Source organism: Mariniflexile aquimaris (genome assembly GCF_042676825.1).
GTDB lineage: Bacteria > Bacteroidota > Bacteroidia > Flavobacteriales > Flavobacteriaceae > Mariniflexile > Mariniflexile aquimaris.
In genome coordinates this window covers 804488-827915 of record NZ_JBHTIB010000012.1, presented here as the reverse complement: position 1 = coordinate 827915, position 23428 = coordinate 804488, and the positions used below count along the sequence as shown (strand labels likewise).

The window sequence follows — 23428 nt, the reverse complement described above, 5'->3', positions numbered from 1 at the left end:
CGTTTTATAAAATCCATGAAAGTAAGAAGGGTTTTATCTATCATTATTTTTACTTCAATAATTAGTGTTTTATTATTAGGGTATTTATTTATTAACAAGCGATTAGATATAAAAATTATATCGATTATCCTTTTCGGAATTGTTATTATCCAGGTTTTTGTTTTGCAATATTTTTTTAAAAATCAATTAAAAAATGATGTTGTAAAACGAAATTTAAAGGATAGAGTAAAAAAATTAAATCAGGATTTAGAAGAAGCCAATAAACTTGTTGATTACAAGTCGGCGTATTTGGCCAACATGAGTTACGACATTCGAACGCCCTTAAGCACGGTTTTGGGAATGTTGAACATGTTGAAAATGACTGATTTAGATGATAATCAAAGAGCGCAAACTGAAATTGCTGAGTATTCTTCGAGGCATCTTTTGCAGCTTGTGAATATGGTTTCTAACAATAAGGATGTTAGCTTAGGTGAAGTTAAATTAAATAATTTGGCATTCGATTTAAAATCTGATTTAACACATCTTTTTAAAGTTTTTGAATTTCAGGCTTGGGAAAAGGAATTGCATTTTGAATATAAGTTTCTATTAGATGAAAAACAGCGGTTTTCGCTTTTAGGAGATTCTGTACGGATACAGCAAGTATTAGTAAATCTTATTAATAATGCCTTAAAGTTTACAAATGCAGGAGTTATATCTATTATAGTAGATCAAACCATTAGCATTGACGACGATCAAATTGTAACTTTTTACATAAAGGATACTGGTATTGGTTTAAAACCACATGAAATAAAACAAATTTTTGATGATTCAAAAAATGACTCTAGTAGTACAAAAGGAGATTATAGAGGAGGCGGTCTTGGTTTGTCTATTGCGCATCAGTTGGTAAAATTAATGGGCGGGGAGCTGAAATTAGAAAGCAAAGAAAATGAAGGCTCTACATTTTATTTTAGCTTACAACTCAAGAAAACTTTAAATTTAAAAACAGAACCAGAAATTGCGCAACCCGTTTTATCAGAAAAATTTAATGTTTTAGTTGCGGAAGATAACAGAACAAGTCAGAAAATAATTAAATTCTTGTTAGAACAACAAGGTGCCGATTGTACTTTTGTTAAAAATGGTCTTGAAGCTGTTGAGTTGTACAAAATATTAGATTTCGATATGGTATTTATGGATATTTATATGCCAGATATGGACGGATACGAAGCAACAAAAGCCATAAAAGCCACTGAAAAATACCATCAAAAAAACACCCCAATAATTGCGGTTTCCGCCAGTGCTTTCGAAGAAGATATTGAAAATGCTAAATTGGCGGGTATCGAAGAATTTCTAGCAAAACCTATAGAAGTGCCTAAGCTTAAAGCCCTTTTAATTAAATATTCGAACGGCAATGCTTCGGTTTCGAACCACAATTAAAATAGTATTACTTTACAGCAATCATACTTATTTCTACGTTCACATTTTTAGGTAAGCGCGCTACTTGAACCGTTTCTCTCGCGGGTGCGTTAGATTCATCAAAAAAACTTCCATAAACCTTGTTTATCGTAGCAAAATCATCCATATTACTGATGAAAATAGACGATTTAACAACATGATCAAAGGTCATGTCTGCAGCTTCTAATACGGCTTTTAAGTTAAGCATCACTTGCTTTGTTTCAGCTTCAATAGAACTTAATACGAGGTCGTTAGTTTCTGGATTAATCGCAATCTGACCAGAAGTATACAAAGTGTTTCCGCTTAAAATGGCTTGGTTGTAAGGGCCAATAGGCGCCGGAGCTTTTGCTGTATTGATAATTTTTTTCATGTGTATATGGTTTGTTTTTTATCGCTAATATTCAATGTTTACGGGAACAAATGGTAGTTATCGTAATTCCTAAAACCTAAAACCTAAAACCCAACACCCAACACCCAACACCTACAGACTAATATCTGCTTGTTTTTGTTTTTCGTATTTCAAGTCTTTTAACATGCTAGAATTTATTCCTATAAAGAAATTCCAAGACGAATATGTACCAAAAGGAACCCAACTAAAATTCATACTCCAACTTTTTAAATCACGCTGAAAACGTAATTGTGTAGACGTGAATCCAATATTCTTAAAATCGAAACCAGATGATGCTCCGATGGTCCATTTATCGGTTAAGTTTATATCGCCAGAAAACATGAGGGAATGCGATGAAATTTCGTTTTGCCGTGTAGAATTGGAATAATTCACAGCATAGGCTAAGCGTAAACTCCAAGGAATGCTATGCCGGTAATATTCACTTTGCTCATTGTTTTTGTCGATGCCTTCTTCTTTCTTTTCATTTATTTGCCTTTTTGCAAAATCTTCAGAAACACCAAACATATCGTCTGCACGTCCGCCACCTTGTAGGTTTTGTTCAATATTTTTATCATCCTTCTCGGCGCCTTTCTTTTTACTGCTTAAAGACCAACTAGCCGTTAAATTACCACTGGTTAATCTAAATAAACTTCCTCCATTATTAATGTTAAAGGTGTTTATTCGGCTATTGTTATTATCTAGCGCATAAGGATCTAAAGTCGCTCCAAAATTAAGACTTAATTTGTTGTTAAAAAGTTGCGTGCCGCCACTAACGCTTACAGGACTCCATTGCAATGAATCTCCAGCGACATTATAGGAGGTTGAAAAGTTTAAACTATTTAACAAGACAATTTTTTTGGATTCGGTTGCAGTACTATCTCTATCACGAACTTTAGCTTCGAGGTTATTAGACACAGAAATGCCTATGGAGCTGGAAAATGTTTTTCCTGGGGTTCCATAAATACTCTCCTGAAAACGCGTGTATTTTAAGTCAATATCGCTATAAATCGCATCTAATTCGGATTGCGTTAAGCCGTCTGCATTAACAACTTCGGCCGATTCATAATATTTATCGAAGGCAGGGTTGATGTTATAACTAATAGACGGACGAACCACATGGCGTATGGCCTGTAATTTTCGATCTTTGCCTTCTTTTTCAAAATTAAACATCCCATAAAGCGTCGTACCTAAACTGGTGCTAAAATTATAAGTTCTAAAGGCATCAAAGCCATTTACAGTTTCTGAAACAAACTCTTCCTCTTCAGCATCGTAGGTCTCTTTGATGGTTTTTAACATCCATACTTCATTAAAACTACTGCTGGCACTTACACTAAAATATTTAAATAATTTAAAATTGGTGCTTAATGGAATACTGTGTTGCATACCTACTTTTGCAGCATCAAACATTTCTTTTTTAAAGAAGATTGAATCGTAGGTAGTAATGCTATTCTGTGCATTTACACCATATTGTAAGTTAATATTTTGAATAATACCTTTTTTAGCGCCCGTTTTAGATTCAAAAGGATAAAACCTTCCTAAACTTCCTTGAAAAGTTGGAAGCGTCATGTTAATTTCCTCGGTATTGGTGTTTTGCGAATGGGTTGCGGTTAAACTGATATTGGGTTGTAATGTACCTTGAAATGTTTTAGAATATGAAATAGATGACGATAAAGTATTGTTAAGCCTATTACTAAAATTAACCTGATTTGTAGAAGTTTGATAATAATTACTACTACCCAAGTTAACCGAAGCAGAGAAACGCGAATTGGGGTTAGCTTTAGAATCTTGACTATGCGACCAGCGTAAATTATAAACAGTAGATTTAGAGTAATCTGAGAAACCACGTTCGCTATTAATAAGGCTTTCGTAACTAAAAGCTATATTTCCACTAAATTTATAGCGTGTCTTGTAGGCACTCTCTAATCGTAAACCATAACTGCCATTGGTATAATAATCGCCAAGGGTTGTTAAGTCTACATGGTCGTTAATAGCAAAATAATAACCTCCGTTTTGTAAAAAAAAACCACGATCGCTATTTTCACCATAACTTGGTATGATGATTCCCGAAGTTTGTTTGTCAGACTGTGGAAAAAAGCCAAAAGGCAACCAAACAGGTGTAGGAATATCGTAAATATATAAACCCGCGGCACCTGTTACTATTTTTTTTCCTGGTACAATTTTCGCTTTTAAAAGTCTGATGTAATACTCCGGATCTTCCAAATCTTCGGCAGTGGTATATTTGGCATTCTTTAAAAAGTAAACCGAATCGTTTTCTTTTTTAGTAAGAGATGCAATTACAGTACCATCACCTTGCTCTGTTTTAGAATTGTATATTAATGCCTTTTTAGATTTGGTATTAAAAATAATAGAGTCTGGTTCTACAACATTGGCCCCTTGTGTAAACACAGGTTTTTGGGTATAACCACCTAAAGTATCTTTAATGCCTCTAGCATAAACGGTGTTTTTATTATAATCAATAGTAATATTTCCAGCCTCAATTTTCATGTCGCCATAATCTATAGTGGCTTCATTATACAAATATAATTTGTGTTCTTTTTGGTTAAATTTTGTATAATCAACCGCATGATATTTTACCGTATGCTCTAAAAGGTCCTTCTTTGGTTTTATAGAATCTTTTAAAATAGTATCTTGAGTTTTTTCAGAAATAGTTGTTTTTACCAAGCTATCGGTAACCACAATAGTAGTGTCTTTAACGGCTCTATCAATGGCTATTCCTTTATTTGGGGTGTCTTGCGAAAAGCTTAACGTGTTAATAAACACTGTAAAACTTAATGTAAAAAGTATTTTAAAGTTGTTTGTGTGCAACGCTTTTAAGTGTATTTTTGTAAAAGTATGGCTCGATTTTTGAAAAGCCAAAATTACATATATTTTTCTGTGATTAATTTAATATTCAATTAAAATTTTAAATTAAACCTGATCTCAATAAAATTGAAAAATAAATCAGGTTTTTTAATCGTTAAAAATGTTTAAGAACTATAATTATCAAAATATATTGCTTACTGCGATAATTAAAGTTAATGTTTATGAGTTACCGATTTAAAAAATAATAATTACCTATGAAAACGAACAGACCCTTACTTTTCGTATTATTTATAATAGTATTAACATTTGCGTCTTTTACCACTGTTGATAAACAAAAACCTATTGAAAAATTTGTTGTGGTTTTAGATGCTGGCCACGGAGGTCATGACCATGGAAATAAAGGAAATGGCTATAAAGAAAGCGAAATAGCCTTAAATATAGTATTGGATGTTGGTAAACAGTTAGAGAAAAACCCGAATATTAAAGTTGTGTATACCAGACAAACCGATGTTTTTGTTGATTTATTTGAAAGAGGTCAAATAGCCAATAAAGCAAATGCCGATTTATTTGTTTCGGTTCACTGTAACGCTCATAAATCGGATGCTCATGGTACCGAAACATTTGTATTAGGTACGCATAAAAACCAAACCAATTTTGAAGTTGCTAAAAAGGAAAACTCGGTAATTTTTCTTGAAGATGATTATCAAAATAAATATAAAGGCTTCGACCCAAATTCACCAGAATCCATTATGAGTATTTTAATAAGTCAGGAAGAATATTTAGACCAGAGTATCATGCTTGCCAGTTTAATTCAAGACCGATTTACAAATAAATTGAAACGGACTAACCGCGGTGTTAAACAAGCAGGATTTATAGTTTTGCATCAAACCGTAATGCCTAGTGTATTGGTGGAAGTTGGATTTTTAACAAATAGGGAAGAAGGCGCTTACTTAAATTCGGCAGCAGGACAAAAAGACATGTCTAATTCTATCACAAGTGCTATTTTAGAATATAAACATGGCTTAGATGGGAATGTAGGTAATTTTGTTTACAATTATGATGCCGTCACAGCAAAGGCTTCAGAAGTTGTTGAAGTTCCCAAAAAAAATGTAGAAGTACGACCAATAGATAAGTCCATAACCTTTAAGGTGCAAATTGCCGCAACTTCAAAAGCCATAGATCCGAAGCCAAATAATTTTAAAGGATTAAATAATATTTCAAGAGAAAAAGAAGATGGGTTGTTTAAATATTTTTACGGCAACACATCCGATTACGATATTACAAAAACTCTGGAAGAAGAAGCCATAAAAAAAGGATATACTTCCTGTTTTATTGTCGCTTTTAAAGATGGTAAAAAGATTAGCTTAAACGATGCGCTAAAAACAAGTGCTAATTAAAGTAGTTCTTTTTAAAATTATTTTAAATTTGTGCGTGAAACCATAAATTTAGAAATGAGCATAATTAGATGTTTTGAAACTTACCAAAATTGCTATTATGTAAATTATAATTTACCTTTAAAAGCAAATAACTCAAATAGATGAAATTATCAAAAGAAGTTAAAACAGGTGTCTTAGTATTAGCAGGAATAGCACTTTTTATTTTTGGATATAATTACTTAAAAGGAAAAAATCTTTTCGAATCTACAGACGTTTATTATACCGAATTCGATTATAACGCCCTCGATAAATCATCACCCATTACGGTAAACGGTAATAATGTTGGTAAAATTCAGGATATTGTTTACGATTATAATTCGGGGAAAACCCGTGTGTCTTTCGAAGTGAATGAAGCTTTAAAATTCTCTAAAAACAGTATCATTAAAATGTACGAAACTGGTTTGATGGGAGGTAACGGACTTGCCATTCTTATTAGTACAGATGGAGAACAAGCAAAACCAGGCGATGTGTTGCCATCTACGGTGGAATTCGGACTGGTAACAAGTTTGTCTAAAAGTTTTTCTGGAATTAGTGATAATTTAGATTCTACATTACAGTCTACCGATACGTTAATGGTAAGCATCAATAAGTTGGTAAACGATAATTCAGATGCCGGTTTAAAACGCACCATTCAAGAATTAAATCACACCCTACAATCTTTCAAAAACACTTCTAACTCTGTTAATGCTGTTATTTCTAATAATGACAAAAATATCACAGCGATATTAGAAAAATTTAAAACCATAAGTGCCGATTTAGCCGTATTAACAACCGATTTAAAAAATGCCAACTTGGGTACTACCGTAGAGAATTTAAATGGTACCTTAAACAAATTAAATACCATTTTAGCAACTATCGAAAAAGGAGAAGGCTCGATGGGCAAATTGCTAAAAGACGAAGCCTTGTATAAAAATTTAGAAGGAGCAACTAAAGAAATGGAGGCATTGTTAAAGGACATTAAGTTGCATCCAAAACGTTATTTTAGAGTATTGTCTAAAAAAGAAATTCCTTACCAAGAGGAATAAACTAAATAATCACAGATGGACTATTTACCAAATATACTTTTTGCAATTATCCTTATTGCTGGTATTGGGTTTTTTACTAAAAATGTAAAAAAACTAATCAGAAATATTAAATTGGGTCAGGATGTAAACGTTAGTGATAACAAGGCGCAACGTTGGAAAAACATGACCATGATTGCTTTAGGGCAAAGTAAAATGGTTCGACGTCCTATTGCAGGTGTTTTACACATCGTAGTGTATGTAGGCTTTATCATTATAAATATTGAAGTCTTAGAAATTATTATCGACGGATTGTTTGGTACACATCGTATCTTTTCATCTGCAGGAAGCGTCTATGGCTTTTTAATTGCGTCGTTCGAGATTTTAGCGGTTTTAGTAATCGTCGCTGTTGTGGTCTTCTGGATTCGAAGAAACATTTTAAAACTTGCGCGTTTTTGGAAAAATGAAATGACGAGTTGGCCAAAAAACGACGCCAATTACATCTTATATTTCGAAATGGTATTAATGACGCTGTTTTTGGTAATGAATGCTACCGATGTGCAATTTCAAAATATGAATTCGGGTAACGCAATCAGCCAATTCATCGCGCCCATATTCAGCAATTTACAAGAAAGTTCGCTTCACTTAATAGAAAGAACAGCATGGTGGATACATATTATCGGGATATTGGTATTCTTAAATTACTTATACTATTCTAAGCACCTTCATATTTTACTTGCGTTTCCAAACACGTTTTACGGAAAACTAACGCCTCAAGGGCAGTTTAATAACTTAGCCTCGGTTACCAAAGAAGTAAAAATGATGATGGATCCTAACGTCGATCCATTTGCAGCGCCACCAGCGGGAGCCGAAAGTGAAGTGCCGGCAAAATTTGGGGCGAGCGATGTTTTAGATTTAAATTGGGTGCAATTACTAAACGCTTATACCTGTACCGAATGCGGACGATGCACCAGCGAATGTCCAGCCAATAAAACCGGAAAGAAATTATCACCACGTAAAATAATGATGGATACGCGCGACCGTTTAGAGGAAGTGGGTAAAAATATCGATACTAATAAAGGCGCCTTTAAAGAAGATGGCAAACAACTTCTAGACAATTATATTACAAGAGAAGAATTGTGGGCATGCACATCATGTAATGCCTGTGTAGAAGCCTGTCCTGTAAGTATCGATCCGTTATCAATTATAGTAGAAATGCGCCGTTATCTGGTTATGGAACAGTCTGCTGCACCAACAGAATTAAATACCATGATGACCAATATAGAAAACAATGGGGCACCATGGCCATACAATCAAATGGATAGGTTAAATTGGAAAAACGAATAATTTATTCAAAATGAAAAAACACGTAGGTAAAATTTTATTTTTCTTTTTTATTCTAATTGTTGGCCTTAACCAAAGTGAAGCACAAGAAAATATTAATGATGACTTAGAACAAATTGAAAGTTTAGTTCAAAAAATGTTCTCGAGTATGAACAATAGAGATTTTGATGCTTTAGTTGAAATGACACATCCAAAGGTATTTGAAATTTTGCCGAAAGCGACCATGAAATCCGCAATTAAAACAATGTTTGAAGGTAATGAGGATTATTCAATAGAATTGTCTAAAGTAATTCCGAAATATAAATTGTCTCAAATTTTCAAAAGCAATGAAGATAATTTAGAATACGCTTTTGTTTCATTTAATATGGATATGAAAATGACTTTCCATAAACAAAAATTCAATGAGGAATCAAAAGAAATGATGATACCTATGATGAAAGCACAAGGGATGGATGTGAAATTCATTTCAAACAACACTTTGAGTGTTTTGAAAAGAGATAGTGTAACAATTATTTTAAAAGATGATACTACTAATAATGAATGGGTGATGGTAAATTACAATCCTGATTCTCCATTATTTTATCAAATTTTACCTACCAGCTTGATGGAAAAAGCCAAGGAGTATAATCAAAATTTGATGTTAGAAAGTAAAAAAAATAGTGAAAATTAAATCAAAAGTATGAGCGAATTACTAAAAGTGCCCACAATGGCCGAATTTATGGCTCAAGGCAAGCAACCAGAAGTATTATTTTGGGTTGGCTGTGCTGGAAGTTTTGATGATAGAGCAAAAAAAATCACAAAAGCATTTGTTAAACTTTTAAACAAAGCCAAAGTAGAATTTGCAGTACTTGGAACCGAAGAAAGTTGTACCGGCGACCCAGCAAAACGTGCCGGTAACGAGTTTTTGTTTCAAATGCAGGCCATGACAAACATTGAAGTTTTAAATGCTTACGAGATAAAAAAAATCGTTACGGCTTGTCCACACTGTTTTAATACCATTAAAAACGAATATCCAGAATTAGGTGGTAAATACGAAGTAATGCATCACACAGAATTTTTAAAAGCATTACTTGATGAAGGGCGTTTAACCATCGAAGGCGGTCAATTTAAAGGCAAGCGTATCACCTTTCACGATCCTTGTTACTTAGGTAGAGCCAACAATGTTTACGAAGCACCACGCGATTTAATTAGAAAGCTTGAAGCAGAATTGGTGGAAATGAAAAACTGCAAGAAAACAGGGTTATGTTGTGGAGCAGGAGGCGCGCAAATGTTTAAAGATGCAGAGAAAGGCGACAAAGAAGTTAATGTAGAACGAACCGAAGAAGCCTTACAGATAAAACCAGAAATTATAGCAGCTGGATGTCCATTTTGTAACACCATGATGACCGATGGTGTGAAAGCTAAGGAAAAAGAAGCCGATGTTACGGTTATGGATATAGCAGAATTAATTGCGAATGCCGAAGATTTATAAAATGATTAAAAACATAGGCTTTGTAATAGTTTGTATAGTTTTAAATAATTATACGTATTCTCAAAATGATGATTTAAAATCGAAGGTATTAGATCAAATAGCCATTGAATCGTGCGATTGTATTACGCAGAAGAACATCGATTTTGAAAATGAGGAAATTGAGACGATAACAAAGAATTTCGGATTATGCATCATTCAAAGCTATACCAATAATAAGGAAGAAGCCGATAAACATCTAGACATAGCCTTTACAGACAGTAACTCCATGAGGCAATTAGGCGAACAAGTAGGTGTTAAAATGCTAACACATTGTTCCGACTATGTTATGGCATTGGCTAGAGACGGCAAGTCAACTAATAAAGTCGTAACTACCGAATTAACGGACATCACAGGGGTTGTTTTTAATGTTGAAAAAAGCAATATGTTCGTTATGGTCGAGATTAAAGACGATTTAAAACGAAGCTATAAATTATTATGGTTAGAGTATTTCGAAGGCGAAAATGTTCTTCGAGATTTAAACAAATTAAATAAAACAAAAGTTAAAATTTCATATGTGGATACCGAAATGTATGACCCGAAAATTAATGAATATCGAAATTTTAAAGTAATAAAAAAATTATCTATTTTATAAAATGTTAGTAGAATTTAATACATTACCAGAAGAATCAAAAGTTTGGATTTACCAAGCAAACCGCTCATTTACCGAACAGGAAATTGAAGAAATACAAGCTAAATTAGATGAGTTTCTAGAAAACTGGACGGCGCATGGCAGCGATTTAGAATCTGGGTATCTCATAAAATACAAACGTTTTATCGTTATCGGCTTAAATCAAAATTTAAATAAGGCTTCAGGCTGTTCGGTAGACGCTTCTGTTCATTTTATACAGGAATTAGAGAAAGAATATGGCGTAGATTTATTAGATAAAATGAATGTGTCTTATAAACAAGGCGATTTTATAGCCTATAAAACCCTTACCGATTTTAAAAAGATGGCAAAAGAAAAGGCAGTTTCCAAAAACACCATTGTCTTTAATAATCTTGTTACAAATATTGCCGAATTTAACGAAAACTGGGAAGTGCCAGCAAGCGAGAGTTGGCACAACAGATTCCTTAAATAAGATATTTGTAGTTTGAAATCTTCACAAATTAAATAAACGTTTAAAAATTTTATACAGTAGCATTATGGCTCATGAAATTATATTATTAAATATTTCAGGACAAGATAAACCAGGTTTAACATCACATTTAACAGGCGTATTGGCACAATATGGTGCTAAAGTATTAGATATTGGTCAGGCAAATATTCACGATACGTTGTCTTTAGGGATATTATTTCAAATTCAATCCGGCGAAAATTCGGCAGCAGTTTTAAAAGATTTACTGTTTAAATCCTACGAATTGGGTATTACGGCAAAATTCACACCCATTACACTCGAGAATTACGAGAAATGGGTAAAGCTTCAAGGAAAAGACCGTTATATCATTACCATTTTAGGCGAAAACTTATCGGCAGCACAAATATCTGAAGTCTCTAAAATTATTTCAGATAAAAACTTAAATATCGATGCCATAAAAAGGCTTACAGGGCGTTTATCGCTTGTTAAAGAAGTAGAATATCCAAGAGCTTGTATCGAGCTTTCAATAAGAGGCTTAATAGTTGATAAAGCTGAACTTACCGAAAAGTTTATGAAAGCTTCAAGAGAATTGGATGTAGATATCGCTTTTCAAGAAGATAATATTTACCGCCGAAACAGACGTTTGGTTTGTTTTGATATGGATTCCACCCTTATACAAGCCGAAGTTATTGATAAATTGGCTGAATTAGCTGGCGTGGGAGATGAAGTAAAAGCCATAACCGAATCGGCCATGCAAGGCGAAATAGATTTTAACGAAAGTTTTATAAGACGCATGAAGCTTCTTAAAGGCTTAAGCGAAGAAGTGCTTCAAGACGTCGCTGTAAATTTACCAATTACCAAAGGTGCTCGAAGGTTAATAGATACTTTAAAAAGTTATGGGTTTAAAACGGCCATACTTTCTGGTGGTTTTACGTATTTCGGACATTATTTGCAAAAGGAATTGGGTATCGATTATGTGTATGCCAACGAATTAGAAATTAAAGATGGTAAGCTAACTGGTGGTTACGTTGGAGAAATTGTGAATGGCGAAAAAAAGGCGGAGTTTTTAAAAGAATTGGCCAAAAAAGAAGGAATTGATATCGATCAAACCATTGCTGTTGGCGATGGTGCTAACGATTTACCAATGCTTAATCTTGCAGGTTTAGGTATTGCATTTCATGCAAAACCAACTGTAAAAGATAATGCACAAAGTTCTATTTCTAGTATAGGTTTAGATGGTGTTTTATATTTATTAGGTTACCACGACAGACATATAGATTTGTAAATTTAATTGCAAAGTATTTCTAGCATTTCGAGTTTTTAAAAAAAGTGGTTATTCAATAATCACTTTTTTTTTGTAATGGTTTTATCTTAAATCATGTTAAACCTCACTTGATTATACGATTTTAAGTTAAAGTTCGTTAATCTTTTTGAGTGTGTTACCTATGTTACACTTTAATATGCCAATTAGCCTACTTTTACACTTAAATTCTAAATCGTTATGAAAAAAATATTTGTATTGTTTAACTTTTTTTTGGTGATTAGTTTTAACGCTCAAGGTCAGAATTGGGTAACGAATTTTGAAGAGGCAAAACAATTAGCAGCAAAAAATAATCAAAATATTGTTTTGGTATTTCAAGGGTCTGACTGGTGTGCGCCATGTATTAAACTTGAAAGAGAAATTTGGAGTACCGAAGAATTTAAAAAGTTGTCTAAAAATCATTTCGTGATGTTAAAGGCAGATTTTCCTCGAAAAAAAGCGAATAAACTATCGGATGAGCAAACACTTCAAAATTCAAAATTAGCAGAATCTTATAATAAGGAAGGTATTTTTCCGTTAGTAGTTGTTTTAAATAAAAATGGTAAAGTATTGGGTAAAACAGGTTACGAAAAATCTAATCCTACCGATTATTTTAAAAAATTAAATTCATTAGAAAAATAAGTTGAAAGCACTGTTCAGTTTCATAGCTTTTTTTATAATTTTTACAGGATATTCTCAAAGCGCCTACACAAGAACATTAAAATTAATGGGAAGTCGTTTCGACGTTACTGTCGTGGCCGAAAACGAAGATCAAGGAAATAATTTTATTGATATTGCTGTAAATGAAATATCAAGAATTGAAAAATTAATATCGTCTTGGGACCCTAATTCACAAACATCCGAAATCAATAGAAATGCGGGGATAAAACCTGTGGTGGTTGATGATGAGTTATTTCAACTAATTAGCCGTTGTATAAAGATTTCAAAATTAACCAATGGTGCTTTCGATATAAGCTATGCCTCCATGGATAAAGTTTGGTTTTTTGATGGTAGTATGACCGAAATGCCTTCAGATGAAGCCATAAAAAACTCAGTTTCAAAAGTTGGTTATCAAAACATAATTTTAGATGAAACAAAAAAATCTGTTTTTCTAAAATTAGAAGGCATGAAAATAGGTTTTGGCGCCATCGGAAAAGGCTATGCGGCCGATAAAGCAAAAGCTCTTTTACAAGCTAAAGGAGTAACCGCTGGAATTGTAAATGCATCAGGCGATTTAAATGCTTGGGGAACGCAACCCGATGGTAATGATTGGATGGTAGCAATTGTGAATCCATTAAATAAAAACAAAGTATTTTCTTGGATGCCAGTGCACAACAGTGCCGTAGTAACCTCTGGAAATTACGAAAAGTATGTAAAATTTAATAATGTTTTATATACGCATATTATAGACCCAAGAACAGGTTATCCGGCAACAGGTATTTTAAGTGCCACCATTTTTACAAAAACGGCAGAATTAGCAGACGCTTTAGCTACGTCTATTTTTGTAATGGGTATTGATACTGGTTTAGATTTTGTGAATCAGTTAAATGGGGTAGAATGCATCATAGTAGATGCCAATAATAAAGTGATTACTTCAAATAATATTACTCTTAAACCTAATAAAGACTAATGAAAAAGCTTCTTACTATAATGCTCATAACCGTAACAATCTCATCTTGTACGGTTGTAAAAGAATACGAAAAAGTCAATCTAAACGACCCAGATATGCTGTTGTCACAGAAGAAATCGGATAGATTTGAAACTAATTTTCAAGTGTATCGAGAGGCTGCTGCTGGAGCAAATGGTGGAAAATCGGGTGGAGGTTGTGGATGTAACTAATTAATCGATGAAAAATTTAATAAGCATAATAATTATATTTTCTTCAGTAATTGGTTTTGCTCAAGAAGCTACATCCTATAAAAAACGTGTTTTAGAAACGGCCGAAGTAGATTTCTTAACAAGTTATTATTCTCAAGACGGCAATAATGCCTCGGTAACAGGTGGTATTGGCTCAGAAAAATTAACAGATTTTACACCCACTGTTGTAATAAGTGTTCCTTTAAATGATAATGATGTACTAACTATAGACGCTGGTATTTCTGCGTATACCTCGGCATCTTCAAGTAATTTAAACCCGTTTGATATTAGTGGCGCTTCAAGTCGCGGTGGCGATGATGATGACGAAGATGATGATAGGGCTGAGGCTGGTAATGTAATTGGTAGTCCATGGGTTGCTTCATCTGGAGCATCTCGACAAGATGTTTGGGGAAGCATAAGTTTTGATTATTCGCATGCTTCAGACGATAGAAATACCATTTGGAATGCAGACGCCTCATTTGCTACAGAATACGATTATATGTCTATTGGTTTTGGTGGTGGTTTAACGAAACTCTTTAATGAAAAAAACACTACTCTTGGTGTAAGTGGAAAGGTATATTTAGATACTTGGATGCCTAAATACCCTACAGAATTGGATTCTTATGTTGAAGTTAATGGAAATCTTAATGACGGTTTTTTTGAAGGTGTAACTATAATGGATCAAAATGGCAACACAAGTACAAATTGGCAACCAATTGATGGTTTTAGTTTAATAAATAATAAGTCGAGAAATTCTTACTCAGTATCCTTAAGTTTTTCTCAAATTTTAAGTAAAAATGCACAGATGTCCCTGTTTTTCGATTTGGTAAAGCAAGAAGGGTGGTTAGGAAACCCAATGCAACGGGTCTATTTTGGCGACATTAATAACTATTACATAGGCAATGCTGCTAGTATTTCCAATTACACATCCACAAGTAATAAAGACGTATTTCAATTAGCCGATGATATTGAAAGACTACCAAATAGTCGATTTAAACTACCGTTAGGTATGAGGCTTAATTATTATATCAACGAGATTTTAACTTTAAGAACGTACTACAGATATTATACAGATGATTGGGGCATCAATTCACATACCGCAAGTATAGAAATACCCATAAAAGTGTCATCAAAATTCACCTTGTATCCATCATATAGATTTTACAATCAAACGGCTGCCGATTATTTTGCGCCTTATGAAGAAAATCTATCTACAAGTCAATTTTACACTTCCGATTATGATTTGTCTAAATTTACGGCGAATCAATATGGTTTTGGAGTAAGTTATACTGATATTTTTACAACATCGCACATCTGGAAATTAGGATTAAAAAGTATCGATTTAAAATATAATAGTTACAGTAGAAACACAGGGCTTAAGGCAAATATTATATCGGCAGGGGTTAAATTTGTTATGGATTAAAAGTGTTTACAAACTTATTATAAATCTATCTTAAAGTCTTTTTATCTTCACCTTAAAAGTATTATTTTGGCATGATTATTAGTAATATAGTTTTATTGCTATTCATGCCTTAATCAATACCTTATATGCGTCAATTTTCTGTTAGTTTAATCTTTCTTTTTTTAATTACATCCATAGCTGCTCAAAACACAGCGAATCCGTTGTTGTCAAAAGATGTATTATCACAAAAAAAATGGGTCGATAGTGTATATTCATCCATGACTTTAGCCGAAAAAGTTGGACAATTGTATATGGTACAAGTCATGTCTAATCAGGATAAAGCAACCAAAGAAAAAATTATCGCCACCATAAAAGAGAATCATATTGGCGGAATTATTTATTCGCTTGGTGGTCCGGTAAGGCAAGCTAAATTAGATAATGAACTACAAGCGTTTTCTAAATTGCCATTGTTAATTGGTATGGATGCCGAATGGGGATTAAGTATGCGGTTAGATTCTACCTATGCCTTTCCGTGGAATATGACATTAGGCGCCATTAAGGATAACAAACTTATTGAACAAACAGGCAGACAAATTGGCGAACACTGCAAGCGATTGGGGGTTCATTTTAACTTCGCGCCCGTTGTTGATATTAATACCAATCCGTTAAACCCGATTATTGGAAATCGCTCCTTTGGTGAAAACAGAGATAATGTTACCGATAAAGCCTTGGCATTTATGAAAGGCATGCAAAGTGCGGGTGTGTTAGCGAATGCCAAGCATTTTCCTGGGCATGGCGACACCGATCAAGATTCGCATAAAACACTGCCAACCATAAACTTTGATGAAAAACGAATCGATTCGATTGAATTGTATCCGTATAAAAAGCTTTTTAAAGAAGGCCTTTCAAGTGTGATGGTAGCGCATTTAAAAGTACCTAGTTTAGAACCTTCAGGATATCCGTCTTCGTTATCTAAACCGATTGTGACGGACTTGTTACAAAATTCTTTAGGCTTTCAAGGATTAATATTTACAGATGCCTTAACGATGAAAGGTGCTGCCGATTTTAAAGAAGTAGGTGCAATAGATTTGGCAGCCTTTAAAGCAGGGAATGATGTGATGCTGATGTCGGAAGATGTGGGTGTTGGAATTTCAAAAATAATTGAAGCATATAACACTGGTGAAATTTCGGAAGAACGATTAGCGCTTTCTGTTAAGAAGATATTGCAGGCTAAATATAAGGTGGGTTTGAATGCGTATAAACCCATTGAAGTCAATAATTTAGTGAAAGACTTAAATAGACTGAAAGACGATATTTTATATGAAGAGCTGATTGAAAATGCCATAACCGTTGTAAAAAACGAAGGTAATTTGCTGCCAATTCGTCAACTTGAATCGAAATCGATTGCCTATGTTCAAATGGGTGACGATGATGGGTCTGTGTTTTTAAATGAACTTAAAAAATATACCAAAGTGCATCAGGTTCAGGCAGAACTGCTAGACGAACTTATGGCGAAACTACAAGATTATAATACCGTAATCATTGGGTTGCACGGTTCTAATCAAAGTCCTTGGAAAAAATACCAATTTTCAGATACAGAATTAACTTGGGTTTACGAAATTGCCAGAACACATAAAGTTATTTTAGATGTATTTGTAAAACCTTATGCGCTTTCAGATTTATTAAGTATTGAAAACATTGAGGGCATGGTGGTAAGTTATCAAAACAGCAAAATAGCTCAAGAAAAATCGGCTCAATTACTATTTGGTGCCATTGAAGCGAACGGTAAATTGCCCGTTTCAATTGGTGAGCATTTTAAAGTGGGCGATGGTATTCATCTTAACGCTTTAAAACTGTTAAGCTACACGGTGCCCGAACGCGCTGGCATGGATTCAGAAAAACTGAAAAAAGTGGATGAGTTGGCTCAAAAAGCAGTAGCTAATAAAATGACTCCGGGCATTCAGCTATTAATAGCTCGCGGCGGAAAGGTTATTTACAATAAAAATTTTGGTAAACATACCTATGATGGCGATACTCCAGTTTCTTCCGATGATATTTATGATGTCGCATCCTTAACAAAAATACTAGCCACTTTACCACTTTTAATGGAGTTAGAAGAGAAAGGAGTTGTGAGTTTAGATACCAAACTGTCTCAGATTCTACCAAGTTATAAAAACTCGAACAAGAAAAACATTACTTTAAAAAGTATGTTGTCGCATTATGCGAGATTGCGACCTTGGGAACCGTTTTACGCCCACACACTAGATAGTATTACTAAAAAACCTAGTGAAAAATATTATCGAACTACGCGTAGCGAAAAATTCAATATAGAGGTTACCGATAATTTGTTTTTACGTTCTGATTATCAAGATACTATACAGAAAATAATTAAAGATTCAGACCTGTTGCCTAGTCTTAGATATAGATATAGCGATTTCCCTTATTATATTTTAAAGAAATATATAGAGAAGTATTACGACCAATCGTTAGAAGATTTAGTTCAAGACCATTTTTATAAATCATTAGGCGCTAATTATACCATGTATAATCCATATAGAAAAATAAGCAGTAAAAAAATTGTACCTACAGAGATAGACGATTACTATCGTTTTCAAGAAGTACATGGTTATGTACATGATATGGGTGCTGCCATGCAAAATGGTGTAGGTGGACATGCCGGTATTTTTAGTAATGCCAACGATGTTGCTAAAATTATGCAGCTATTTTTGCAAAAAGGTTATTATGGTGGGAAACGTTATTTTGTATCGGAAACACTCGATAAATTTAATACCTGCTATTTCTGTGAAAATGGAAATAGAAGAGGTGTAGGTTTCGATAAACCACAGTTAGGCGACGATGGTCCAACCTGCGGATGTATATCTATGACCAGTTTTGGGCATTCTGGTTTTACCGGAACTTATGCTTGGGCAGACCCAGAAAAAGACATTGTTTATGTGTTTTTAGCAAATAGAACTTACCCAAATGCGGGACAAAACTTGTTGCTTAAAGAAAATATTAGAACAGAAATACAACGCTTAATTTACGAAGCGATTATTGAATAAAAAGGAGCACTTAAAGTTTTAAATAAAAAATCATGAAAATAGGAATAGTATGTTACCCAACGTTTGGAGGAAGTGGTGTTGTTGCCACAGAATTAGGATTAGAGCTATCAAAACGTGGGCACGAGATTCATTTTATTACTTATAATCAGCCAGTACGTTTAGAATTATTGAGTAATAATGTGCATTATCATGAAGTAAATGTACCAGAATATCCTTTATTTCATTATCAACCTTATGAGTTGGCCTTGTCTAGTAAATTGGTGGATATGGTAAAACTTCATAACATCGAAATTTTACACGTGCATTATGCCATTCCACATGCCTATGCCGCCTATATGGCCAAAAAAATATTAGAAGACGAAGGGATTTTATTGCCTATTGTAACAACCTTACATGGTACCGATATTACCTTGGTAGGGAGTCATCCGTTTTACAAACCTGCAGTTACTTTTAGTATTAATAAATCGGATGCGGTTACCACGGTTTCTCAAAGTTTAAAAGAAGACACCTTGCGTTTATTCGAAATCAAAAACGATATTCATGTAGTACCTAATTTCATAGATTTAGAAAAATATAATCATAAATTTACCGATTGCCAGCGTGCTATGTTGGCAGAAGATCACGAAAAAATTATTACGCATATCAGTAATTTACGTCCGGTAAAACGATCGCAAGATGTTATTAGCATTTTTTATAATATTCAAAAAGAATTACCAGCAAAGTTAATGTTGATTGGTGAAGGACCAGAACGCGAAAAAATAGAATACCAATGTCAGGAATTAGGCATTTTAGATAAGGTTATTTTCTTTGGAAAAAGTAACGAAATAGATAAAATTCTTTGTTTTAGCGATCTGTTTTTATTGCCTTCTGAAACTGAAAGTTTTGGGCTTGCTGCCCTTGAAGCTATGGCATCAAGTGTTCCTGTAATTTCTAGCAATACTGGAGGTATTCCGGAAGTGAATATTCATGGCAAATCAGGTTTTTTAAGCAACGTGGGCGATGTTGCCGATATGACTAAAAACGCGCTTTATATTTTAAGTGATGCCAATAGGTTGAAAACCTTTAAAGAAAATGCGCGAAAAGCAGCATTAAAATTCGATTTACACGCTATTGTACCTCAATATGAAGCTATTTACGAAGATACTTTGGCTAAATGTTTAGTATTATAGTATCAATTAAAAATTTAGACAATAAAAAAGGCGCCTTATTTGGCGCCTTTTATTTTTATAGATATTTACTTAAAACTGGAATCTAATTCCTAATGCAATATCAAAAACAGTATTATTGATATAATCATTATTACCAATTTCTGGTCTGAAATCTAAAGAAAGCATTAACGGAATGTCAAAATTATATTCAATCCCAATATCACCTGCAACAAAAAAACTTGTTTGATCATCATAAATCGAGTTGCTTTTGCCAGAATATGAAGCCAAACCTCCGCCAGCACCAACATACCAGTTAAAATCTCCATCTAAAGGAAATACCCATTGGTATAAGCCTGTAAGTTTGTAAGCGCTATAATTATTGCCATTTCGCCATCCTAAATCTAATTCTAATCTGTTACTACTACCAAGGGCGTGTTGGTAAGAGATTTCTGCTCCTAATCCGTCACTGTCGCCTAAACGTAACCCAATAGCATTTTCCGAAATGCTTTGAGCGCTTGATGCAAATGTGAAGCCTAATAATGCAATTGAAAATAAAAGTAATTTCTTCATAAAATTTAAAAGTTTGTTTTTAGTTACTATATACGACTAATTTTAAATAAAAGATCTTTTAGTATGTCTTCTTTATTTTACAAAAATAACGCCAAAATTGTTTTTATATTTAAGCATTATTTATACTTATAAACATTTTTATCAAACAATGTCGTTAACTGTTCATTTACAAGCATTAAGCAAAAAATTATCTGGCGAATTATTTTATGATGAGCTCATTAAATCCATCTATGCTACCGATGCTTCGGTATATAGAATGTTACCGCTTGCCGTGGCATATCCTAAAAATAAAGAAGATATTAAACAGCTTATAGCATTTGCTAAAACGCATCAAACCTCCTTAATTCCCAGAACTGCTGGAACCTCCTTAGCTGGTCAATGCGTTGGAGAAGGCATTGTGGTAGACGTGTCTAAATACTTCACCAAAATTTTAGATGTAAATGAAAAGGCCCAAACCGTAACAGTTCAACCTGGAGTGGTTAGAGACGCTTTGAATAATTATTTAAAACCATTCGGACTCTGGTTTAGTCCTAACACATCAACCTCCAATCGGTGTATGATTGGTGGTATGGTGGGGAATAATTCATCGGGAACCACATCCATTCAATACGGTGTAACGCGAGATAAAGTAATTGAAATGCATACTATTTTAAGCGATGGGAGCGAAGTGGTTTTTAACGAAATAACTTCGGAAGCATTTCAGAATAAAACAAAAGAAGCATCTTTAGAAGGACAGATCTATAAAACCATTTATGAAGAACTTAAACCTGAAGTTGTTCAAAATCAAATTATTGAAAATTTCCCTAAACCAGAGATTCATAGACGAAATACAGGTTATGCTATTGATGAGTTAATTAAATCGGCAGTGTTTTCGAATACGACTGAAAAATTCAACATGTGTAAACTTCTTTCGGGGAGCGAAGGCACCTTGGCATTCACCACACAAATCACTTTAAAATTAGACAAGTTGCCACCTCAGGAAGCTATAATGGTGGCAGCACATTTTACAACCATCGAATCTTGTTTAAACGCGGTGGAAATGGTGATGCAACACAACTTGTACAATTGCGAAATGATGGATAAAACCATATTAGATTGTACAAAGCACAACAAAACCCAACAAGAAAACAGAAGTTTTATTGAAGGCGATCCGAAAGCGATATTGATGTGTGAAGTAAGAGCATTTACCAAAAAAGAAGTGGCTCTTTTAGCGGAAAATCTAATTAAAGACATCGAAAAGTCAAATTTAAGTTATGCATATCCAACGCTTGAAGGCGCAGAAATTAATAAAGCCAATAATCTGAGAAGCGCGGGATTAGGTTTGCTTGGAAATATAATTGGCGATAAAAAATCGCACCCGTGTATTGAAGATACCGCGGTAACTTTACCTGATTTAGCAAACTATATTTCGGAGTTTACAGCGCTTATGAAAGGCTACAACCAAGAAGCCATTTATTATGCGCATGCTGGCGCCGGCGAATTGCATTTGCGCCCTATTTTAAATCTTAAAAAGGCGGAGGATGTGGTGTTATTTAGAAAAATAACGACCGATGTGGCACATTTAGTAAAAAAATATGGAGGTTCTATGAGTGGCGAGCATGGGGATGGTATTGTACGCGCAGAATTTATTCCGTTCATGATTGGAGATGCCAACTACAATATCCTTAAACGTATAAAATCGGCTTTTGATGCTCATAATATCTTAAACCCAGGCAAAATTGTTGATGCATACCCTATGGATAAATCCCTGCGATATGTAGCCGATAGAGTAGAGCCAGAAATCGAAACGATGCTCGATTTTTCGCGTTCTCAAGGCATTTTGCGCGAAGCTGAAAAATGTAATGGATCTGGCGATTGTAGAAAATTACCAGAGTTTGGCGGTACTATGTGTCCAAGTTATAGGGCTACAAGAAACGAGAAAGACACCACCCGTGCACGTGCCAACGCCTTGCGTGAGTTTCTAACAAACTCCGAAAAGGCCAATAAATTTGACCATAAAGAATTAAAGGAGGTTTTTGATTTATGTTTAAGCTGTAAAGCCTGTGCTAGCGAATGCCCAAGCAGTGTGGACGTAGCGAGTTTAAAAGCAGAGTTTTTATATCATTACCAAAAGGAAAATGGCGTATCGTTGCGTACAAAATTGTTTGCTTATAACACGAGCTTCAATCGATTGGGAAGTGTGTTTCCAAAGTTGAGCAATTTTGTATTTTCTAATAGTTTTACGTCTTCCATTTTAAAAAACATGTTCGGGATTGCGAAAGAACGAACGTTGCCGTTGATTTCAAATAAAAGCTTAAGTAAACAGTTTCAATCAATTAAAAAACAACAAGTTGCAAAACCGTATATTAAAACAGTGTATTTGTTTAATGATGAGTTTTTAAATTATTTAGACACACCCATTGGCGTCGATGCTATTCAGCTATTAACCACATTAAACTACCAGGTTAAAATGATTGATAACGCCGAATCCGGCCGTACGTTTATATCAAAAGGCTTATTAGAACAAGCTAAAAAAACAGCTGATAAAAACGTTTCACTTTTTAAAGACATAATCACTTCAGAAACCCCGTTAATTGGAATTGAACCTTCCGCTATATTAACGTTTAAAGATGAATATTTAAGATTAGCAGACGATAGAACTTCCGCAGAAAGCATTGCGAAACACACGTTTTTAATCGAAGAGTTTATTCAGCAAGAAATAAAATTGGGCAATATTACATCGCAACAATTTACCACAGAAGAAAAGACTATTAAGTTTCATGGCCATTGTCATCAAAAATCTTTTAGCAATCAATTGTCGAGTTTCGAGGTATTAAACCTTCCAAAAAACTATAAAGTTACCATCATACCTAGTGGTTGTTGTGGTATGGCAGGAAGTTTTGGCTACGAAAAAGAGCACTATGAGGTCAGTATGCAAGTTGGGGAACAAACGCTATTTCCGGCAGTAAGAGCAACTTTAGCAGATACGATTATTTCGGCTAATGGTACCAGTTGCAGGCATCAAATAAAAGACGGTACGCAACGCGATGCCAAACACCCGATTACGATTTTACGTGAGGCTTTGGTTTAGGTTTCAGTAT

General features: G+C 34.1%; 19 protein-coding genes. 16 read left to right on the top strand and 3 right to left on the bottom strand.

The window, feature by feature from the left end; genetic code table 11:
• Positions 1-15 precede the first annotated feature (15 nt).
• Positions 16-1413: an ATP-binding protein gene (locus ACFQ0I_RS11620; protein WP_379942446.1), complete on the top strand. Its 1398-nt coding sequence runs from the start codon at positions 16-18 to the stop codon at positions 1411-1413.
• Between the two features lie 7 nt (positions 1414-1420).
• Here ACFQ0I_RS11620 and ACFQ0I_RS11615 read toward each other — a convergent pair whose 3' ends face one another.
• Together ACFQ0I_RS11615 and ACFQ0I_RS11610 are read right to left on the bottom strand one after the other, a co-directional pair.
• On the bottom strand, positions 1421-1801 hold the full coding sequence (locus ACFQ0I_RS11615; protein ID WP_379942444.1) for a RidA family protein: 381 nt from the start codon (positions 1799-1801) through the stop codon (positions 1421-1423).
• Between the two features lie 111 nt (positions 1802-1912).
• Positions 1913-4696, bottom strand: coding sequence for a putative LPS assembly protein LptD (locus tag ACFQ0I_RS11610; protein ID WP_379942442.1), 2784 nt, complete (start codon positions 4694-4696; stop codon positions 1913-1915).
• A gap of 200 nt (positions 4697-4896) precedes the next feature.
• Here ACFQ0I_RS11610 and ACFQ0I_RS11605 point away from each other — a divergent pair, with 200 nt between their 5' ends.
• The 14 genes from ACFQ0I_RS11605 to bshA all read left to right on the top strand — a co-directional run bounded on the left by ACFQ0I_RS11605 (position 4897) and on the right by bshA (position 19799).
• Positions 4897-6039: an N-acetylmuramoyl-L-alanine amidase family protein gene (locus ACFQ0I_RS11605; RefSeq protein WP_379942440.1), complete on the top strand. Its 1143-nt coding sequence runs from the start codon at positions 4897-4899 to the stop codon at positions 6037-6039.
• A gap of 140 nt (positions 6040-6179) precedes the next feature.
• The gene (locus tag ACFQ0I_RS11600) at positions 6180-7103 is read left to right on the top strand and encodes an MlaD family protein (RefSeq protein WP_379942438.1); all 924 of its coding nucleotides are present in this window, start codon (positions 6180-6182) and stop codon (positions 7101-7103) included.
• A gap of 15 nt (positions 7104-7118) precedes the next feature.
• Positions 7119-8426 carry a 4Fe-4S dicluster domain-containing protein gene (locus tag ACFQ0I_RS11595; protein ID WP_379942436.1) on the top strand — a complete coding sequence of 436 codons (1308 nt, stop codon included), beginning with the start codon at positions 7119-7121 and terminating at the stop codon, positions 8424-8426.
• Positions 8427-8436: 10 nt separating this feature from the next.
• Positions 8437-9093 carry a hypothetical protein gene (locus tag ACFQ0I_RS11590; protein WP_379942434.1) on the top strand — a complete coding sequence of 219 codons (657 nt, stop codon included), beginning with the start codon at positions 8437-8439 and terminating at the stop codon, positions 9091-9093.
• Between the two features lie 9 nt (positions 9094-9102).
• Complete coding sequence (locus ACFQ0I_RS11585; protein ID WP_379942432.1) at positions 9103-9894, top strand: (Fe-S)-binding protein; 792 nt, start codon at positions 9103-9105, stop codon at positions 9892-9894.
• A gap of 1 nt (position 9895) precedes the next feature.
• Positions 9896-10525: a hypothetical protein gene (locus ACFQ0I_RS11580; protein ID WP_379942430.1), complete on the top strand. Its 630-nt coding sequence runs from the start codon at positions 9896-9898 to the stop codon at positions 10523-10525.
• 1 nt (position 10526) lies between these two features.
• Positions 10527-11012: an ABC transporter ATPase gene (locus tag ACFQ0I_RS11575; RefSeq protein ID WP_379942428.1), complete on the top strand. Its 486-nt coding sequence runs from the start codon at positions 10527-10529 to the stop codon at positions 11010-11012.
• 64 nt (positions 11013-11076) lie between these two features.
• On the top strand, positions 11077-12294 hold the full coding sequence (serB, locus tag ACFQ0I_RS11570) for a phosphoserine phosphatase SerB (RefSeq protein WP_379942426.1): 1218 nt from the start codon (positions 11077-11079) through the stop codon (positions 12292-12294).
• Positions 12295-12510: 216 nt separating this feature from the next.
• The gene (locus ACFQ0I_RS11565) at positions 12511-12951 is read left to right on the top strand and encodes a thioredoxin family protein (protein WP_379942424.1); all 441 of its coding nucleotides are present in this window, start codon (positions 12511-12513) and stop codon (positions 12949-12951) included.
• 85 nt (positions 12952-13036) lie between these two features.
• Positions 13037-13939, top strand: coding sequence for an FAD:protein FMN transferase (locus tag ACFQ0I_RS11560; protein ID WP_379942423.1), 903 nt, complete (start codon positions 13037-13039; stop codon positions 13937-13939).
• The gene (locus tag ACFQ0I_RS11555) at positions 13939-14148 is read left to right on the top strand and encodes a DUF4266 domain-containing protein (RefSeq protein ID WP_379942421.1); all 210 of its coding nucleotides are present in this window, start codon (positions 13939-13941) and stop codon (positions 14146-14148) included. The genes ACFQ0I_RS11560 and ACFQ0I_RS11555 overlap by 1 nt, the downstream gene beginning before the upstream one ends.
• Positions 14149-14155: 7 nt before the next feature.
• Positions 14156-15589: a DUF3570 domain-containing protein gene (locus ACFQ0I_RS11550; protein ID WP_379942419.1), complete on the top strand. Its 1434-nt coding sequence runs from the start codon at positions 14156-14158 to the stop codon at positions 15587-15589.
• Between the two features lie 125 nt (positions 15590-15714).
• The gene (locus ACFQ0I_RS11545) at positions 15715-18630 is read left to right on the top strand and encodes a glycoside hydrolase family 3 N-terminal domain-containing protein (RefSeq protein WP_379942417.1); all 2916 of its coding nucleotides are present in this window, start codon (positions 15715-15717) and stop codon (positions 18628-18630) included.
• Between the two features lie 32 nt (positions 18631-18662).
• On the top strand, positions 18663-19799 hold the full coding sequence (bshA, locus tag ACFQ0I_RS11540) for an N-acetyl-alpha-D-glucosaminyl L-malate synthase BshA (RefSeq protein WP_379942415.1): 1137 nt from the start codon (positions 18663-18665) through the stop codon (positions 19797-19799).
• Positions 19800-19868: 69 nt separating this feature from the next.
• Here bshA and ACFQ0I_RS11535 read toward each other — a convergent pair whose 3' ends face one another.
• Positions 19869-20348: an outer membrane beta-barrel protein gene (locus ACFQ0I_RS11535; RefSeq protein ID WP_379942413.1), complete on the bottom strand. Its 480-nt coding sequence runs from the start codon at positions 20346-20348 to the stop codon at positions 19869-19871.
• Positions 20349-20496: 148 nt separating this feature from the next.
• On the opposite strand from ACFQ0I_RS11535, the gene ACFQ0I_RS11530 reads away from it, so the two are divergent.
• On the top strand, positions 20497-23418 hold the full coding sequence (locus ACFQ0I_RS11530) for an FAD-binding and (Fe-S)-binding domain-containing protein (protein ID WP_379942411.1): 2922 nt from the start codon (positions 20497-20499) through the stop codon (positions 23416-23418).
• The last annotated feature ends 10 nt before the right edge of the window (positions 23419-23428 follow it).

Bases quoted from the DNA above. Each gene is read 5' to 3' on its own strand.
- serB (WP_379942426.1), top strand. From the start codon at position 11,077: ATGGCTCATGAAATTATATTATTAAATATTTCAGGACAAGATAAACCA.
- ACFQ0I_RS11595 (WP_379942436.1), top strand. From the start codon at position 7,119: ATGGACTATTTACCAAATATACTTTTTGCAATTATCCTTATTGCTGGT.
- ACFQ0I_RS11620 (WP_379942446.1), top strand. From the start codon at position 16: ATGAAAGTAAGAAGGGTTTTATCTATCATTATTTTTACTTCAATAATT.
- bshA (WP_379942415.1), top strand. From the start codon at position 18,663: ATGAAAATAGGAATAGTATGTTACCCAACGTTTGGAGGAAGTGGTGTT.
- ACFQ0I_RS11585 (WP_379942432.1), top strand. From the start codon at position 9,103: ATGAGCGAATTACTAAAAGTGCCCACAATGGCCGAATTTATGGCTCAA.
- ACFQ0I_RS11575 (WP_379942428.1), top strand. From the start codon at position 10,527: ATGTTAGTAGAATTTAATACATTACCAGAAGAATCAAAAGTTTGGATT.
- ACFQ0I_RS11605 (WP_379942440.1), top strand. From the start codon at position 4,897: ATGAAAACGAACAGACCCTTACTTTTCGTATTATTTATAATAGTATTA.
- ACFQ0I_RS11555 (WP_379942421.1), top strand. From the start codon at position 13,939: ATGAAAAAGCTTCTTACTATAATGCTCATAACCGTAACAATCTCATCT.
- ACFQ0I_RS11545 (WP_379942417.1), top strand. From the start codon at position 15,715: ATGCGTCAATTTTCTGTTAGTTTAATCTTTCTTTTTTTAATTACATCC.
- ACFQ0I_RS11565 (WP_379942424.1), top strand. From the start codon at position 12,511: ATGAAAAAAATATTTGTATTGTTTAACTTTTTTTTGGTGATTAGTTTT.
- ACFQ0I_RS11535 (WP_379942413.1), bottom strand. From the start codon at position 20,348: ATGAAGAAATTACTTTTATTTTCAATTGCATTATTAGGCTTCACATTT.
- ACFQ0I_RS11615 (WP_379942444.1), bottom strand. From the start codon at position 1,801: ATGAAAAAAATTATCAATACAGCAAAAGCTCCGGCGCCTATTGGCCCT.
- ACFQ0I_RS11530 (WP_379942411.1), top strand. From the start codon at position 20,497: ATGTCGTTAACTGTTCATTTACAAGCATTAAGCAAAAAATTATCTGGC.
- ACFQ0I_RS11550 (WP_379942419.1), top strand. From the start codon at position 14,156: ATGAAAAATTTAATAAGCATAATAATTATATTTTCTTCAGTAATTGGT.
- ACFQ0I_RS11580 (WP_379942430.1), top strand. From the start codon at position 9,896: ATGATTAAAAACATAGGCTTTGTAATAGTTTGTATAGTTTTAAATAAT.
- ACFQ0I_RS11590 (WP_379942434.1), top strand. From the start codon at position 8,437: ATGAAAAAACACGTAGGTAAAATTTTATTTTTCTTTTTTATTCTAATT.
- ACFQ0I_RS11560 (WP_379942423.1), top strand. From the start codon at position 13,037: ATGGGAAGTCGTTTCGACGTTACTGTCGTGGCCGAAAACGAAGATCAA.
- ACFQ0I_RS11600 (WP_379942438.1), top strand. From the start codon at position 6,180: ATGAAATTATCAAAAGAAGTTAAAACAGGTGTCTTAGTATTAGCAGGA.